Consider the following 16,678-nt stretch of genomic DNA (forward strand, 5'->3'; position numbering starts at 1 on the left):
TGATTCGACGCGAGGACAATTGATAACGCATATTAGGCCGTCTGTGAGGTCGCCGGTTCCCTTGGACCCGGCCGCATAATGCAAAAGCCCGGGCAAACAGCCGCGGGCTCAGTCTGGACTCACTATGGAGGCACTGTGAAGGCATTGCAAGGCGTTGAAGGTCATGTGGAATGGGTCGAGGAGTCAAGTCCGGCCCTCGATGTGGGACAAGTACGTATCAAAGTGGCGGCGGCAGGTTTGAATCGCGCCGATTTGTTACAGCGCGCCGGGAAATATCCGCCGCCGCCAGGCGTGACCGAAACACTGGGTCTGGAGTGCTCGGGTGTGATCGCCGAAGTCGGTGCGGGAACGTCCTGGCAGGTTGGAGACCGCGTCTGCGCGCTGTTGGCAGGCGGGGCAATGGCCGAAGAAGTGGTGGTCGATGCGCGGCATGTGTTGCCGGTGCCTGAAGGGTTGTCGCTGCACGAGGCTGCGGCCATTCCGGAGGTGTACGCCACCGCCTGGCTGAACCTGTTTCAACTGGCCGGTTTGCAGCCCGGTGAAAAAGTGTTGTTGCACGCGGGCGCAAGTGGGGTTGGTTCAGCCGGTATTCAGCTTTGCAAGGCGTTCGGCAATCCGGTCTGGGTCAGTGTCGGTTCGACCGAGCGTCTGGCTTATTGTGTCGAACTGGGTGCGCAGGGCGGGGTTGTGCGCAGCGAGAGTCTGGAAGGCCTGAACGACTTTGCACCGTTCAACGTCATTCTCGATCCGGTCGGCGCCAGCTACGCCGAACTCAATGTCAAACTCTTGGCCCTGGACGGCCGCTGGGTGTTGATCGGCGTCATGAGCGGGCGCGAGGCGCAGGTGGACCTTGCGCATGTGCTGGGCAAGCGCATCCAGTTGATGGGTTCGACGTTGCGCAGTCGTGACGAAACGTTCAAGGCCGATCTGATCCGCGATCTGGGGCAGCACGTCTGGCCGCTGTTCACCGAAGGCCGCCTCAAGCCGCAACTGGCAAAATCCTTTGCGATCAAGGATGCCGAAGCGGCGTTCGAAGAGCTGGCGACCAATAACGTGTCCGGCAAGATCGTGCTGGTGATTGACGAAAGTCTGGTGTAACGGGGCGGTGCTGCTGCCGGGTTCAGTTCCAGTGATGCACCGGCCAGCCCGCTTGCTGCGCATGCTCCAGTAGCACGGCGTCGGGGTTGACCACGTGAGGGTGGTCAACCTTGAGCAGCAGAGGCAGGTCATTGCGCGAGTCGGAGTAAAAGCTTGCGCCCTCAAGGTTTTCCCCTTCGGCATCCAGCCACTCCATCAGGCGCGTGATCTTGCCTTCCCGGTAGGTCAGCACGCCGACCGTGGCACCGCTGTACACGCCATGCTGCACGTCCAGCTCGATACCCAACACCTCATCAATGCCCAGGCGTTCGGCAATCGGTTTGACCAGATGCACCCCTGACGCCGAGATCACCAGAATCCGGTCCCCCCTGGCGCGATGCTGGGCGATGCATTGACAGGCGTCGCTGTAGATGATCGGCTCGATCACATCCTCGACCCACGGCCCGACCAGATGATCGATTTCTTCAGGCGTGCGGCCAGCCATAGGTTCCAGACTGAATGCCATGAAATCTTCCATCGCCAGTTCGCCCGCGCTGTAGGCGGCCATCAGCTCGTCGTTGCGCTGCATGAAGGACGTCGGGTCGACCCAGCCCAGGCGACCCATCTGTTCGCTCCAGAGCGTGGCGCAGTCGCCACCGATCAGGGTTTCGTCGAGGTCAAAAATGGCCAGGGGCATGTGCTTCTCCTAAATATTGATCAAATCGGCCGTCGGCTTCTGGCTTCGAACGGCACGTTAAAGCCCGGCATCACTCCAGTGCGCACAACGCTGACGGCTCGATGTTCAGCGTCACGCGTCGGCCATCCGGGTGCAGATCATCGGCGCTGCGGTTCAGGACGTCGACCACCAGGTCTACACCGCGAGCCTGTATGCGGTAACGGATGACGTTGCCGAGCAGACTGTGACTGCGGACTTCGCCTTCCAGTTCGCCCGTCAGGCTCAATTGGATCGATTCGGGGCGAATGGCCACGCGGCTGGCGATCGGACGTTGCATCAGGCGCGTGGCGTCGTCGGCGTCCAGCAAGTTGTAATTGCCGATGAAGCCGGCGGCAAACACGTCTACTGGCGCGGTGTAGAGGGTTTCTGCATCGCCACTCTGCACGATCCGGCCCTGATTCATCAGGAAAATACGGTCTGACAGGGTCAGCGCTTCTTCCTGATCGTGGGTCACGAAAATAGTGGTCAGGCTCAGTTCTCGCTGGATGGCGCGGATTTGCTCGCGCAAGTGTTTGCGTATCCGCGCATCCAGCGCTGACAGCGGCTCATCGAGCAGCAGCAGGCGCGGGCGGGTGACCAGCGAGCGGGCGAGGGCCACCCGTTGACACTGGCCACCGGACAGTTGATGCGGATAGCGCTTGGCGAAGTCGTGCAGTTCGACCATCCGTAGAATCTCGGCGACACGCTTTTCGCTATCGTCCGCACCGACTTTCTGCATGCGCAGGCCAAAGGCGACGTTCTGTTCCACCGTCATGTTGGGAAACAACGCATAGCTCTGGAACACCATGCCGATGTTGCGCTTTTGAGGCGTGAGCGGTACCAGGTCGCTGCCGTCCAGCAGGATACGGCCGCTGTTGACCGGGGTCAGCCCGGCGATGCAGCGCAGCAGGGTGGATTTGCCGCAACCGGACGGACCGAGCAGGGTGACGAACTCGCCTTTCTGGATGCTGCAATTGATATCGCTGAACACCGACGTGCTGGCGTAGCTTTTTTGCAGGTTTTCAATGCTGACAAAACTCATTTCAGTCTTTGTCCTTGTTCAGTCGATTGGCGGCCCAGGTCAGCACCAGCACGAAGAAGAAATAGGAAATCACCAGCGCGCTGTTGAAATGACCGCTGCTGTTACGCATGTTGTTCAGGTAGACCTGCAGGGTTTCGTAACGGGTGCCGACCAGCAGGTTGGCGAACACGAACTCGCCGAACAGAAAGGAGAACGACAGCAGCAGGGCAATCATCAGGCCCTTGCGCAGGTTGGGCAGCACGACCATGAATGCCGCTTGCCAGGTGCTGGCCCCGAGCAGTTGCGCAGCATCCATCAGGTCGGTCAGGTTGATCGCCTGAAGGTTGTTGGTGATTGCGCGGTACATGAAGGGCAGGGCGACCGTGAAATAGCAGCCGATCAGAATCCACGGCGTACCGACCATCGCCATCGGGCCTGAGCCATAGAGCTGCAGCAGGCCCACCGATGACACCACAGGCGGCACGGCAAAAGGCATCAGGATCAGGATGTTCATCAACCCGTCCAGACGCGGAAAGTAGTAATGCACCACGAACAGCAACGGCAGGATCAGCACCACCGACAGAATCAGCGCGCCGAAGCAGACCAACAGCGATTGGCCGAACGCCATCAGAAAGCGCGGGTCACTCCACAGCGCCACGTACCACTTGAACGTCAGGCCACTGGGCAGAATGGTTGCCGACCAACTGGTCGCGATCGAGTACAGAAAGGTGCCGGCCAGCGGCAGCAGCAGGATCAGAAACAGCAGGTAGACCACGGCCTTGTGGTAGAAGCCTGCAGGCCCTCGTTCAGCGCGTGACATGGTAGCTCCTTTTCAACAGCCACTGATGGATCACGGTGACCAGCGTCATGAGGCCGACCAGAATCATCGCCAGCGCGCTGGCCATGTTCGGGTCCAGCGTTATATCGCCTGCCACCATTGCGGCAATGCGGATCGGCAGTACGTTGAAGTTGCCGGTGGTCAGGGCGTAGACCGTGGCGTAGGCGCCCAGCGCATTGGCCAGCAGAATCACGAAGGTGCCGAGCAGTGCAGGTGTCAGGACCGGCAAGCCGATGTAGCGCCAGAACTGGTAGCTGCTTGCGCCCAGCAGCGCCGCTGACTCGTTCCAGTCCTCGCGCACGGCATCGAATGCGGGGTACAGCAACAGCACGCCGAGCGGAATCTGGAAGTAGGTGTAGAGAATGATCAGCCCGGCTTTGGAATACAGGTTGAAGTCATCGATGATGCCGGCCTGTTTGAGGATCAGCGTCAGCGCGCCGTTGAAGCCCAACAGGATGATGAAGGCGAACGCCAGCGGGACACCGGCAAAGTTGCTGGTCATGTTGGCGAACGAGTTGACGAAATCCCTCAGTCGCGAATCCACCTTGCGCAGCGAATAGGAGCCGAGGACGGAAATGATGATGCCGAACAGGCTCGACCAGAAGCTGATCTCCAGGCTGTACTGGATGGCCTGGCGATAGAACTTAGAGCTGAACGCCCTGACGAAATTGTCCCAACCCCAGCCCGCGTCGCTTTGCAGGCTGTTGATCGCTACCCAGAGCAGCGGCGCGATCTGAAAGACGATGAAGAACAGCGCAAAAGGCACCAGGCACAAGAGCGCCAGCCATTTGCCTCGGGAAAATCGGGTCAATTGAGAATCTCCCGGCAGACCGGCTTGTCATGGGGGACGCCGAGCAGCTCGCAGATCGTGCCGCACAGGTCGGTCTGGCGCGGCGCTGCATCGGCATTCAGGCTGAACGCGTCACCCAGCACGAACAGCGGCACCTCGCGTTCTTCCGTTAGCAGGCCGTTGTGCGAGCGGTCATTGTTCATGCCGTGGTCGGCGGTCACCAGCACCTGATAACCCGCGTCCAGCCAGCGTTGCAGGTAATCCGCCAGAATGATGTCGGCACTTCGGGCGCTGTTGCGGTATTGCGGTGTGTCGAGACCGTGCTTGTGCCCGGCGTCGTCGATATTCATGGGGTGTATCAGCAGAAAGTCCGGCGCGTGCTTCAGGCGCAGGCTCTCGGCGTCGGCAAACAGGTGCGAGTCCGGGTAGTGATCGGCCCAGTAGAACAGCCCGTGCTGAATCGGCAGTTCGGGGGCGTCGGTATAACGGTCTCGTGCTGCGTCGAATGGCGTACGGTTGTACAGCTCGCTGACCCAATGATAAGCCGCCGCTGCCGTACTCAACCCTGCGTCACGGGCATAGTGAAAGATGCTGCGTTCACGGGACAGGCGCGAGACATTGTTATGCACGATGCCGCTGTCGATGGGCGCGACTCCGGTCAGGATGCATTCGTACAGCGGTCGGGAGAGGGCGGGCAGCTCGCACTCCAGTTTGTAGAGCGCTGCACGACCGGCCGTGTGCCAGGCCTGAAGATGGCCCATCGCGTGGCGGGCCACGTCGTAGTTGAGGCCATCGAGCACGATCAGGATGACGTTGCGTTTCATGGGCGACTCGCTCTGGCAAAACGGGCGAGACATGCTCGCCCGGTGGACACGACTTCATCCTTGAGTCGCAGCGGAGGATCAGTTCATCTCGATGATGACTTGTTCGTTCCACTTCTGAGGCAGGGCTTTGGACGTTTTTTCCCAGGCGGCTGCGTCTTTGATCGGTGTTACGTTCTTGTACTGTTCATGCGGCAGCAACTTGGCTTGTACGTCTTCAGGCAATTTGATGTGCTCGGCACGAATCGGACGTGCATTGCCTTTGGCCAAGTTGATCTGACCGGCATCGCTGAACGTGTATTCACGCGCCAGCTTGGCAGCGTTCGGGTGCTTGGCGTATTTGTTGATGATGGTGGTGTAGCCGGAAATCACCGAGCCGTCCGACGGGATCAGCACGACGTAATCATCAGGCTTGGTCATCTTGGCCTTGTAGCTCAGGCCGTTGAAGTCCCAGACCACACCCACTTCGATTTCGCCTTTTTCCATGGTCTGGATGGTCGGATTGGCCAGCGAGAGACGCTTTTGCTTGGCCAGCTCGGTGAACAGTGCCAGGCCCGGCTCGATGTTGGTTTCATCGCCTTTCATGGCGAAGGCCGCTGCCAGCACGCCGTTTGCGGCTTGTGCAGCGGTGCTCACGTCACCAATCGAGACTTTGTATTTGCCGGTTTTCAGGTCAGCCCAGCTTTTGGGTATTTCAGAGCCGTGCAGCAGGTTCTTGTTGACGATGAAGGCGATGGTGCCGGTGTAGGCCAGCGCCCAGTGGCCGTCCTTGTCCTTGGCCCAGTCCGGGATCTGCTCCCAGGTGGTCGGCTTGTAGGGTTGGGTCACACCTTTTGCAGCAGCAATAGGGCCGAACGCGGCACCGACGTCGCCGATGTCACCGCTGGCGTTGTCTTTCTCCGCCTCGAACTTGGCGATCTCCTGGGCCGAACTCATGTCGGTGTCCATATGCTTGAGACCGTATTTGGTTTCAAGGTCTTTCCAGATACCGCCCCAGTTGGCCCAGTCATCCGGCATGCCGAGACTGTTGACCGCGCCTTCGGCCTTGGCCGCCGCTTCCAGTGTTTTAAGATCTGTGTCCGCAGCCATGACCAGGGAACTCATTGCCATGGCTGAACCGAGGAGTGATGCCAACAAAAGATGTTTCATTCGGAGCTCCTGTGAACTTCTTTAGCGGAAGTCTTCATCGCGGATGGTTTGGTCTAGATCAGCAATACCTGAGCCAAGTTAGGCGTGTTGCATGACATTTTCGTGTCGGGGATGGCGGAGATTTCCGTTTTTCCCGCGGCCTGGCAGTGCTTCGGGCTAAGCGTAGACCATTGCAAAGTTCCTGATTCATTGGGGTTCAAGGCTTTTTCGACGCTGTCTGGCATGGATCGTGATAAGCCATGTCACAGGACGGTCATCTGGCCAGCCTAGGCTTGCAACGATGGAGTTAACGGCGGTTGCAGCACTGATGTGTGCTCCGCGAGAGGGCTGGTCTAGTCCAGACGGGTACAGGAATGCGCGAAGATGTACCACGAGCGGTTACAACCATCTGCAACGCTCTGCAGGAACAGATAGAACATGGCTTGTTGCCGCACGGCAGCAAACTGCCTGCCGAACGCAAGCTCAGTGAAGTGTTCGACACCACCCGCATCACGCTGCGTGAGGCGCTTTTGCAACTGGAGGCCCAAGGGCTGATCTACCGCGAAGAGCGGCGAGGCTGGTTCATATCGCCGCCGCGCCTGGCTTACGACCTGATTCAGCGCAGTCATTTTCACGCGATGGTCTGCGCGCAGGGAAGGGTGGCACACACTCAGTTGCTTTCGGCGCGTCTGCAACCGGCTTCAGCCATGATCTGCGAGATGCTGGAGCTGCCCGCGCTGTCGAGCGTGATCCAGATCTGCCGCGCGCGGCGTATCGATCAGCGTCTGGTGCTTTACGTGGAGCATTATTTGAGGCCGGAACTGTTCCCCGGCATTCTCGAACATGACCTGAACGAGTCGCTCACCGAACTGTACGCACGGGGCTATGACATTCACTACGGTCAGGTGCGCTTCGATATCGTGCCCACTGCGTTGCACGCCGAAGCAGCCGCTGCGCTGAAGGTTTCCCTCGGCAGCCCAGGCCTGCGCATTGCGCGGGTCAACTATGACCGCAATGACCGGCTGATCGACTGCGACCTCGAGTACTGGCGACATGATGCGATTCATGTGCGTGCCAGGGTGAGAGCCGACTGATCGCTCAGCGTAAATCTCCAGAATACGTAACCCCTCCCCAAGCGTCAGGGCATAGATGTCGCTGTATTCAGGACGTTATTAGTTGTCGGGTTAGATGATATGCCCACGCCCCTTATTGTTTTCTGATGCCCCCGGTTTAATAGGTTTTTCCGTGCGTGCGCATGAGTGAACGAATAAGCGATTTAAAAATTTAATGAAAAAGTGACTGTAATGGGCGGCGGGGCGAGCGTAATTTGAAAGGTTTTGTGGTCCTGAAATAGCCTGTTCTTATGGCGGTTCTTAAAAAGAAATAAGTAAAAAAGACAATGTTCATGAAGTATTCTTAGTGTGTTGTGGTAAGTTCTTAGTGCGGCGAGGCGTTGCGCTAGTTGGCAGGTTACTTTGGCGTCTTCTCCGTGTTCGGGTGCGAGAATGACACGGTGGTCGACAGTTAGAGTGTGAATCGATAATGGCGACTGCTTTCATTTAAGGGATCTATGAGGGCGCTGTAATGAATATCGAAAAAGCGTTGGTATTGCGCACGTGTGCAAATAACATGGCCGACCATTGCGGTCTTATATGGCCTGTATCAGGAAGTGTGGAGTGCAAGTACTGGCAACCTGCAAAAGGGCATGAAAATGGACTGGTGGGCTTGTTATGGGGGGCCGGAACCAGCGCTTTTCTGAGCCTGCACGCTGATGCGCGATGGGTTGTCTGTGAAGTCGACATTGCAGACCTCATCGTGTTGCCCGAAAACGGAATGGTGAAATTCCATCGTGCGCAGGTCGTTCATGTCGGCGACAAGAGCAGCGCCGCTCATTACATCTCGATGCACCGGCTCACCTATGTATCGGCCATGCCATCTGCTCCCATAGAGGTCCATTCGTCCGGCGGGGAACGGGTCGTCAGTCATGAAGTGTTTGATGTGGCACTCGTCGGCACTCCTGACAGCACGGGGCATCTTCTTGCTGTCACCACGCAGACATTGCAGACAGCGACTTACGGCAGCACGCTGACTGGCGAAGACCACAGCCAGCTTGTCGCAGGTTACGGGAGCACCGAAACGGCGGGAAATCACAGTGATCTGACGGCCGGATACGGCAGCACCGGCACCGCAGGCTCAGACAGCTCGCTGACTGCCGGTTATGGCAGCACGCAAACCTCTGGAAGTGATAGCTCGCTCAGGGCCGGCTACGGGAGTACCCAGACCGCTCAGGAGGGCAGCCATCTGACTGCCGGTTATGGCAGCACCGGGACGGCGGGTCCCGACAGCTCGCTCATCGCCGGCTATGGCAGCACGCAGACCGCGGGAGGCGATAGCGCACTTACAGCGGGCTACGGCAGCACGCAAACGGCTCAGGAAGGCAGCAACCTGACCGCTGGCTACGGCAGCACTGGCACGGCTGGCTCCGACAGTTCACTGATCGCCGGTTATGGCAGTACGCAAACCTCGGGCAGCGACAGCTCGCTGACCGCAGGGTATGGCAGTACGCAAACGGCTCAGGAAGGCAGCAACCTGACGTCCGGCTATGGAAGCACCGGCACTGCAGGCTCCGACAGTTCACTGATCGCTGGCTATGGCAGTACGCAAACCTCGGGCAGCGACAGCTCGCTGACCGCAGGGTATGGCAGTACGCAAACGGCTCAGGAAGGCAGCAACCTGACGTCCGGCTATGGAAGCACCGGCACTGCAGGCTCCGACAGTTCACTGATCGCTGGCTATGGCAGTACGCAAACCTCGGGCAGCGACAGCTCGCTGACCGCAGGGTATGGCAGTACGCAAACGGCTCAGGAGGGCAGCAACCTGACGTCCGGCTACGGCAGCACCGGCACTGCTGGCTCCGACAGTTCACTGATCGCGGGTTACGGCAGTACACAAACCTCCGGAGGCGACAGCTCGTTGACCGCAGGCTACGGCAGCACGCAAACGGCTCAGGAAGGCAGCAACCTGACCGCTGGCTACGGCAGCACCGGCACTGCTGGCTCCGACAGTTCACTGATCGCGGGTTACGGCAGTACACAAACCTCCGGAGGCGACAGCTCGTTGACCGCAGGCTACGGCAGCACGCAAACGGCTCAGGAAGGCAGCAACCTGACCGCTGGCTACGGCAGCACTGGCACGGCTGGCTCCGACAGTTCACTGATCGCGGGTTATGGCAGTACACAAACCTCCGGAGGCGACAGCTCGTTGACCGCGGGGTACGGCAGTACGCAAACGGCTCAGGAAGGCAGCAACCTGACGTCCGGTTACGGCAGCACCGGGACTGCGGGTGCCGACAGTTCACTGATCGCTGGTTACGGCAGTACACAGACCTCGGGCAGCGACAGCTCGTTGACGGCAGGTTATGGCAGTACCCAGACAGCCCGGGAAGGCAGCACCCTGACCGCCGGATACGGCAGTACCGGGACTGCGGGGGCCGACAGTTCACTGATCGCCGGTTATGGCAGTACACAGACCTCGGGCAGCGGCAGCTTGCTCACAGCAGGCTATGGCAGCACACAAACTGCCGGGGCTGACAGTAATCTGACAGCTGGTTATGGAAGTACTGGCACCGCTGGCCATGAGAGCTTCGTCATCGCGGGTTACGGAAGTACGCAGACGGCAGGCCACAAAAGTACGCTGACTGCCGGCTATGGGAGTACCCAGACTGCAAGGGACGGCAGTGACCTGATCGCCGGTTATGGCAGCACTGAGACCGCTGGCTCAAGCAGTTCGTTGATCGCCGGGTACGGCAGTACACAGACAGCAAGTTACAAAAGCATGCTGACCGCCGGTTATGGCAGCACGCAGACGGCCAGAGAGCAGAGCGACCTTGTTACGGGCTATGGCAGCACCTCGACGGCAGGGTCCAACAGTTCGTTGATCGCCGGATATGGAAGCACTCAGACCGCAGGCTTTAAAAGTATCCTGACTGCCGGTTATGGCAGTACACAAACCGCTCAGGAACGAAGCGACCTGGTCACCGGCTATGGCAGTACATCGACCGCGGGCTATTCCAGCTCATTGATTGCGGGATATGGAAGCACCCAGACGGCAGGATACGAGAGCACATTGACCGCCGGTTACGGCAGTACGCAGACCGCGCAGGACAGCAGTTCGCTGACCACTGGCTATGGAAGTACCTCCACTGCCGGCTATGCCAGCTCGCTGATCGCCGGTTACGGCAGTACTCAGACGGCGGGCTACGAAAGTACGTTGACCGCTGGTTATGGCAGCACCCAAACGGCTCAGGAGCGCAGCGACCTGGTCACAGGCTATGGCAGTACGTCGACCGCAGGCTATGCCAGCTCGCTCATTGCGGGCTACGGCAGCACTCAGACGGCGGGCTACGAAAGCATCTTGACCGCCGGTTACGGCAGTACCCAGACCGCGCAGGAAAACAGCTCGCTCACCACGGGCTACGGAAGTACATCCACGGCTGGTTATTGCAGTTCATTGATCGCAGGCTATGGCAGCACTCAGACGGCAGGCTACGAAAGTACGTTGACCGCCGGTTATGGCAGTACGCAGACCGCCGAATACGGAAGCTCACTGACAGCCGGTTACGGCAGCACTGCCACTGCCGGGCAAGACAGTTCGTTGATCGCCGGTTACGGCAGTACCTTGACCAGCGGAATAAGGAGTTTTCTGACAGCGGGCTACGGCAGTACGCTGATTGCAGGACTTCGCAGTGTTCTTATTGCTGGCTATGGCAGCAGTCTGACATCGGGCATACGCAGCACCTTGACAGCCGGCTATGGCAGTAATCAGATTGCAAGTTATGGCAGTTCGTTGATTGCGGGGCATGAAAGTATTCAGGTTGCCGGGCACAAAAGCATGCTGATCGCGGGGAAAGGCAGTTCTCAAACAGCAGGTTTTCGCAGCACGCTTATTGCCGGTGCTGGCAGTGTTCAGATGGCAGGTGACCGCAGCAGACTGATTGCCGGTGCTGACAGTAATCAGACAGCCGGCGATCGCAGCAAGTTATTGGCGGGTAACAGCAGTTACCTGACGGCTGGCGACCGAAGCAAACTTACCGGCGGTCATGATTGCACACTCATGGCCGGAGATCAGAGCAAGTTGACCGCTGGAAAGAACAGTGTTCTGACGGCGGGTGCCCGTAGCAAACTTATCGGGAGCGAAGGTTCTATTCTTACGGCCGGAGAGGACTCAACATTGGTCTTCAGGTTCTGGGACGGTAAACGGTATCGACAACTGGTTGCCCGAACAGGAGAGAACGGGGTGGAGGCGGATATTCCTTATTACGTGAATGAAGAAAAGGATATCGTCAACAAGCCCGAAGAGGACTGACCGTCACGGGGCCGGTAATAATAATGCACTCACGGTTGATGCAGAGAGTGGCAGGGAGGCAGTATGTTCAAGGATAAAGCGAGCCCCCGTAGTGATCGATTGAATTGACAGGATGTGTCGGCAGGTTCCCGGACAGGCAAAGCTTACCCCGGATCATTTACATGACGACCCTTGTGCGCAAGATGTTCAGGACGACGCACATTGTCAGCCAGGCAAGGCTGCATCCTGTTTCTTTTCTGAAAGCGACCTGTCATTTTCTTTCTGAATTATGAGTCGAATGCCTACGAATCGATTCGCGGGGGCAGCAGACTGCCCCGCGATAACGGTTGTGGCTTCAAAGGCTACGGCAGCTCATGGCTGGCATAGAACGCACCCAGGACCTTGACCAGGTGTGCCAGGTCGTGGCTGCCGGCCAGTTCCCGGATCGAGTGCATGGCAAACGTCGGCAAACCGATGTCGACCGTACGGATGCCCAGATGGCTGGCGGTGATGGGCCCGATGGTAGAGCCACACGCCATGTCGCTGCGCACCACGAAACTCTGCACCGGCACTTCTTCAGCCATGCACAGGTGGCGGAAGAAACCGGCAGTTTCGCTGTTGGTGGCGTAGCGCTGGTTGCTGTTGACCTTGATCACCGGCCCTGCGTTGAGCTTGGGACCGTGATTGGCGTCGTGCTTTTCTGCATAGTTGGGGTGTATGCCGTGAGCATTGTCGGCAGAAATCATCAGTGACTTCTGAATGGTGCGTACGTAGTCCTCGCTGCTGGGCAGCAGGCGCTGGACGATCTGCTCCAGCATCGCGCCATCCGCGCCGCAGGTCGAGGATGAGCCGACCTCTTCGTGATCGGTACAGACCAGCAGCGTCGTTTCGTCACTGCCGGTAGCGAGCAGTGCCTGCATGCCGGCGAAACATGACAGCAGGTTGTCCAGACGAGCGCCCGCCAGGAAGTCGCCATTGAGGCCAACGACTGCTGCGCTCTGGGTGTCGTAAAAGCTCAGCTCGTAGTCAAGCACCACGTCTGCGTTCAGGCCATGCTCGCGTGCAAGCTGGTCAGTCAGCAGGGCGCGGAAGTCTGCGCGCTCGTCCCCGGCCACTTGCGCCAGAATCGGCGGCAGTTCGGTTTGCGGGTTGATCGCCCAGCCTTCGTTGGCCGTACGGTTCAGGTGGATCGCCAGGTTGGGAATGACGGCGATCGGCAGTTTGAAGTCGATCAGCTGGCTTTCGACCTTGCCGTCGCGGCGGAAGGTCACTCGCCCGGCCAGCGACAGGTCGCGGTCGAACCACGGAGCCAACAGCGCACCGCCGTAGACTTCGACACCCAGTTGCCAGAAACCCTGACGTTGCAGCTCAGGTTGCGGCTTGACCCGCAGGCACGGGCTGTCGGTGTGCGCGCCGACCATGCGAATGCCGCCGGTCAGGGGTGATTGACGGCCCATCCTGAACGCAACAATGGAGGAGTCATTGCGGGTGACGTAGTACTTGCCACCGGTCTCGATGGCCCAGGTGTCACGTTCGTCCAAGCGCTGAAAGCCCGCAGCGTCGAAGTGTTGCACAAGGGTGGCGGTGGCATGGAAGGGGGTAGGCGAGGCCTTGAGGAAGTCAATGAGGCCTTTGTTCAACTCGTCGCGCATAAATAGCTCCAGACAGCAATGGCGCGAGTTTACCGCATTGGCTCATTTGCTGCCTTGGGTTGCGTTCGTCGTTATGCACATGTCTCCGATACGGTGCGGCATCATGTCTTGCCCGTAACCACTGGTGCAGATGTGCTTTAGATTTGCTTTTGATCGCGATGGCACTGACGACACAGATTGCGACGTAAGTGACGGCTGAGTCCTGACGCTGATCCGGGGGGAACTCGGCAGGACGCCGAGTTAGCTGCACCGGGCCATGGATGGCCCGTTGCAGCGACCCCCGGATCAGTGTCAGGACGAAGGAACCCGACGAAGTCGGGCCGGAAACGGAGCCAGGGGCTTTGGTTACTTTGGCCCCATCAAAGTAACTCGCCGAGGGGCGAAAAGGTGACTTGAGTCGTAAACAAACATCACTGACATCGCAAAACCGCTGTGTGACGCGGAGCGTCACGAACAGCACACCCAATGAAGAGCGCTGGCACGAGAATCAGTTGCGCGGGACAGATCATTGTCTGTTCAGAAGGGCGCAGGGCACTCGAAGGTCAGACGCTCGCCAGTGACCGGATGCGTGAAGCTCAACATGCTCGCGTGCAGGCACAGACGTGGGTACGCCGCGAGTGCTTCGGGGTGGGCGTACAGGCCATCGCCCAGCAGCGGGTGCCCGATTGCCAGCATGTGTACGCGCAACTGATGTGAGCGACCGGTAATCGGCGTGAGTTCGACCCGGCAATGACTGGCATGCCGCTCGACAACTTTCCAGAACGTCAGCGCATGCTTGCCGCCATCGTGGTCCACCACATGACGCGGCTTGGTCGGCGGATCGTAGCGCAGCGGCAGGTCGATGCTGCCGCTGTCCAGCGAGGGCTGACCCCAGCACAAGGCGGTGTAGGCTTTTTCGGTTTCGCGATCATGAAACTGGCGCGACAGTTCGCGGTGCGTGTCGGCGTCGCGAGCCAGCAGGATGATGCCGGACGTTTCCCAGTCCAGACGATGGACAATGCGTGCTTCGGGAAAACCGTTTTCCTGCAGGCGGGTGATCAGGCAATCCTTGTTGTCATCGGCGCGGCCGGGGACGGAAAGCAGCAGGGTAGGCTTGTCAATCACCAGAACGGCAGCGTCCTGATGAATGATGCGGATGTTCGACAACGGCATGCAACGGCCTCGAAACGCTAGAAACGGCAACGGCGGTATAAGCGCCGCTTCCGGAGAAGTGCGCCGATACCGCCGTAAGCGACTGCCCGATCAGCGATCAGGCAGGGTGATGTTGAGTTCCAGAATCGAACAGCTGCCCTGGCTTTCCAGAGCGACCTGAACCTGGTCGGACTCGATATTGACGTATTTACGGATCACTTCCACCAGCTCTTTCTGCAGGGCAGGAAGGTAGTCCGGGGTACTCCGCTGGCCACGTTCGTGGGCAACGATGATCTGTAGACGCTCTTTCGCGACCGAGGCCGTGCTTTCTTTTTTGCGGTCACGAAAGAAGTCAAAAATATTCATCATTTACCCCCGAACAGACGTTCAAAGAATCCTTTCTTATTCACATCCAGGAAACGGTGCTCAAGTGTTTTGCCCAGCAAACGATCAACCGCATCGCTGTAGGCCTGACCGGCATCGCTCTGATCATCCAGAATGACCGGCACGCCCTGGTTGGACGCCTTGAGGACAGCCTGGGACTCGGGAATCACGCCCAGCAGGGTCACGGCGAGGATTTCCTTGACGTCTTCCACGCCAAGCATTTCGCCCTTGCTGACGCGCTCAGGGTTGTAGCGAGTCAACAGCAGGTGTTCCTTGATCGGGTCCTGGCCCAGTTCGGCGCGACGCGATTTGCTGGCCAGCAGGCCCAGCATGCGGTCGGAGTCACGTACCGACGAGACTTCAGGGTTGGTCACGACAATGGCTTCGTCGGCGAAATACATCGCCAGATGAGCACCGGTTTCAATGCCCGCCGGTGAGTCGCAGACCACGTATTCGAACGTTTCCTTCAGCTCCATGAGGACTTTTTCAACGCCCTCTTTGGTCAGTGCATCCTTGTCACGGGTCTGGCTGGCGGCGAGGACGAACAGGTTTTCGATCTTCTTGTCCTTGATCAAAGCCTGTTGCAGGTTGGCTTCGCCATTGACCACGTTGACGAAGTCATACACCACGCGACGCTCGCAGCCCATGATCAGGTCGAGGTTACGCAGGCCGACGTCGAAGTCGACGATGACTGTCTTGTGGCCGCGCAGTGCGAGGCCTGTACCGATGGCGGCGCTGGTAGTGGTCTTGCCCACACCACCCTTGCCGGATGTAACAACGAGAATCTTGGCCAAGGTGAATCACCCCTAGATGAAAAGGACTTTTAGTCCCTGAAGAGCATCTCGTGACGCAGCGTGGGTCGAAGAATTCTGGAAATCAACAGGCATGGTCCTGGAAAGCTAGCACCCGGCTACTACTTTCAACTCATATACCGACTGAAAAGCGACGCCTTTCAGGATTTCCTACAGCCTTTGCGACCTTTTCGCGGCGAATCAGAGACACTTTGAAAATTGCGGCAGTATCCGTTAAAGACGAATGATGTTCAACACATCACCGGAAAGGCTTATCTGGACCGGCGAACCCCACAACGGATCCCTGCGCAGGTCTTCGGAGACCTTGTATTGCCCGGCAATCGAAACCAGCTCGGCGCTGAGTTGCTGGCAGAAAATCCGTGCCCGTGTGTCACCCTTGATACCTGCCAGTGCCCTGCCGCGCATCGGGCCGTACACATGGATGTTTCCATCGGCCAGAAGTTCCGCACCCGGACTGACAGGTGCGACCACGACCAGATCGCCACCCTGGGCATAAATCTGCTGACCGCCGCGCACCGGCGACGTGATCACCCGGGTCGGCTTGATGACGGGTTCAGGCGGTTTTTCCGGAATCTTTTTCGGCGCCTCGGCTTCGACCGGGTCGATTACGCGCTCACGTGCGCCGGAGGGCGGCAGCACCGGCAGATCGACGGCGATGGCCGCCGCAATGTCTTCGATTCGGTTGGCACGAATAGCCAGGGTGCGCAGGCCGTGTTGGCGGCAAATGCGTACCAGGCCCGGCAGGTCTACTGCGCCTTCGTGCGGCGCCAGTTTGTCGAGTGCCAGGATCAACGGCGTGTTGCTGAAGAAATTGGGGGCCTGCGCCACTTTCGCCGCCAGTTGCCTGTCCAGCGCTTCGAGGTTGGCTCGAGTCAGCTCCATCACGGTGATGGCGAGCATGCTGCCCTTGAGTTGAAAGACGGGTTCCGGGTTTTGCGATTCAATCTGGCTCATGGTTGATATACA

The 16,678-nt window shown here is 58.9% G+C and carries 14 protein-coding genes; 3 read left to right on the forward strand and 11 right to left on the reverse strand.

Annotated features, from left to right (window positions below; translation table 11 throughout):
- The first annotated feature begins 135 nt into the window (after positions 1-135).
- Positions 136-1,098, forward strand: coding sequence for an NAD(P)H-quinone oxidoreductase (locus BW686_RS21185; protein ID WP_084919441.1), 963 nt, complete (start codon positions 136-138; stop codon positions 1,096-1,098).
- A 22-nt stretch (positions 1,099-1,120) separates the two neighbouring features.
- On the opposite strand, the gene BW686_RS21190 is transcribed toward BW686_RS21185, so the two are convergent.
- The 6 genes from BW686_RS21190 to BW686_RS21215 form a co-directional block, all read right to left on the reverse strand.
- Positions 1,121-1,774, reverse strand: a complete 654-nt coding sequence (locus BW686_RS21190) for an HAD family hydrolase (RefSeq protein WP_084919442.1) — start codon at positions 1,772-1,774, stop codon at positions 1,121-1,123.
- Between the two features lie 70 nt (positions 1,775-1,844).
- Positions 1,845-2,834 (reverse strand): ABC transporter ATP-binding protein, encoded by a 990-nt coding sequence (locus BW686_RS21195; protein WP_084919443.1) that lies wholly within the window; start codon positions 2,832-2,834, stop codon positions 1,845-1,847.
- Between the two features lies 1 nt (position 2,835).
- Positions 2,836-3,633, reverse strand: a complete 798-nt coding sequence (locus tag BW686_RS21200; protein WP_084919444.1) for an ABC transporter permease — start codon at positions 3,631-3,633, stop codon at positions 2,836-2,838.
- Positions 3,620-4,462, reverse strand: coding sequence for an ABC transporter permease (locus tag BW686_RS21205; RefSeq protein WP_084919445.1), 843 nt, complete (start codon positions 4,460-4,462; stop codon positions 3,620-3,622). The genes BW686_RS21200 and BW686_RS21205 overlap by 14 nt, the downstream gene beginning before the upstream one ends.
- Positions 4,459-5,265: an alkaline phosphatase family protein gene (locus BW686_RS21210; protein WP_084919446.1), complete on the reverse strand. Its 807-nt coding sequence runs from the start codon at positions 5,263-5,265 to the stop codon at positions 4,459-4,461. The genes BW686_RS21205 and BW686_RS21210 overlap by 4 nt, the downstream gene beginning before the upstream one ends.
- A gap of 78 nt (positions 5,266-5,343) precedes the next feature.
- A complete protein-coding gene (locus tag BW686_RS21215; protein WP_084919447.1) occupies positions 5,344-6,411 on the reverse strand; it encodes an ABC transporter substrate-binding protein in 1,068 nt (355 codons plus the stop codon).
- Between the two features lie 353 nt (positions 6,412-6,764).
- On the opposite strand from BW686_RS21215, the gene BW686_RS21220 reads away from it, so the two are divergent.
- Positions 6,765-7,484, forward strand: a complete 720-nt coding sequence (locus tag BW686_RS21220; RefSeq protein ID WP_084919448.1) for a UTRA domain-containing protein — start codon at positions 6,765-6,767, stop codon at positions 7,482-7,484.
- 490 nt (positions 7,485-7,974) lie between these two features.
- A complete protein-coding gene (locus BW686_RS21225) occupies positions 7,975-11,754 on the forward strand; it encodes a beta strand repeat-containing protein (RefSeq protein ID WP_084919449.1) in 3,780 nt (1,259 codons plus the stop codon).
- 341 nt (positions 11,755-12,095) lie between these two features.
- Here the strand turns inward: BW686_RS21225 and BW686_RS21230 are convergent, their stop codons facing one another.
- The 5 genes from BW686_RS21230 to minC all read right to left on the reverse strand — a co-directional run bounded on the left by BW686_RS21230 (position 12,096) and on the right by minC (position 16,666).
- Entirely contained in the window at positions 12,096-13,385 is a 1,290-nt protein-coding gene (locus BW686_RS21230) for a M18 family aminopeptidase (RefSeq protein ID WP_084919450.1), read from the reverse strand.
- A gap of 516 nt (positions 13,386-13,901) precedes the next feature.
- A complete protein-coding gene (locus BW686_RS21240) occupies positions 13,902-14,537 on the reverse strand; it encodes an RluA family pseudouridine synthase (RefSeq protein WP_084919451.1) in 636 nt (211 codons plus the stop codon).
- Between the two features lie 90 nt (positions 14,538-14,627).
- On the reverse strand, positions 14,628-14,882 hold the full coding sequence (gene minE / locus BW686_RS21245) for a cell division topological specificity factor MinE (RefSeq protein WP_002552653.1): 255 nt from the start codon (positions 14,880-14,882) through the stop codon (positions 14,628-14,630).
- The gene (gene minD, locus BW686_RS21250; RefSeq protein WP_007253434.1) at positions 14,882-15,694 is read right to left on the reverse strand and encodes a septum site-determining protein MinD; all 813 of its coding nucleotides are present in this window, start codon (positions 15,692-15,694) and stop codon (positions 14,882-14,884) included. Before minD ends, minE begins: the two co-directional genes overlap by 1 nt.
- 231 nt (positions 15,695-15,925) lie before the next feature.
- A complete protein-coding gene (gene minC / locus BW686_RS21255) occupies positions 15,926-16,666 on the reverse strand; it encodes a septum site-determining protein MinC (RefSeq protein ID WP_084919500.1) in 741 nt (246 codons plus the stop codon).
- Between the last annotated feature and the right edge of the window lie 12 nt (positions 16,667-16,678).

It is taken from the genome of Pseudomonas syringae (assembly GCF_002157375.1).
GTDB lineage: Bacteria > Pseudomonadota > Gammaproteobacteria > Pseudomonadales > Pseudomonadaceae > Aquipseudomonas > Aquipseudomonas syringae_T.

Bases quoted from the DNA above. Each gene is read 5' to 3' on its own strand.
- BW686_RS21215 (WP_084919447.1), bottom strand. From the start codon at position 6,411: ATGAAACATCTTTTGTTGGCATCACTCCTCGGTTCAGCCATGGCAATG.
- BW686_RS21230 (WP_084919450.1), bottom strand. From the start codon at position 13,385: ATGCGCGACGAGTTGAACAAAGGCCTCATTGACTTCCTCAAGGCCTCG.
- BW686_RS21195 (WP_084919443.1), bottom strand. From the start codon at position 2,834: ATGAGTTTTGTCAGCATTGAAAACCTGCAAAAAAGCTACGCCAGCACG.
- minE (WP_002552653.1), bottom strand. From the start codon at position 14,882: ATGAATATTTTTGACTTCTTTCGTGACCGCAAAAAAGAAAGCACGGCC.
- BW686_RS21220 (WP_084919448.1), top strand. From the start codon at position 6,765: ATGCGCGAAGATGTACCACGAGCGGTTACAACCATCTGCAACGCTCTG.
- BW686_RS21210 (WP_084919446.1), bottom strand. From the start codon at position 5,265: ATGAAACGCAACGTCATCCTGATCGTGCTCGATGGCCTCAACTACGAC.
- BW686_RS21190 (WP_084919442.1), bottom strand. From the start codon at position 1,774: ATGCCCCTGGCCATTTTTGACCTCGACGAAACCCTGATCGGTGGCGAC.
- BW686_RS21225 (WP_084919449.1), top strand. From the start codon at position 7,975: ATGAATATCGAAAAAGCGTTGGTATTGCGCACGTGTGCAAATAACATG.
- BW686_RS21200 (WP_084919444.1), bottom strand. From the start codon at position 3,633: ATGTCACGCGCTGAACGAGGGCCTGCAGGCTTCTACCACAAGGCCGTG.
- BW686_RS21240 (WP_084919451.1), bottom strand. From the start codon at position 14,537: ATGCCGTTGTCGAACATCCGCATCATTCATCAGGACGCTGCCGTTCTG.
- minC (WP_084919500.1), bottom strand. From the start codon at position 16,666: ATGAGCCAGATTGAATCGCAAAACCCGGAACCCGTCTTTCAACTCAAG.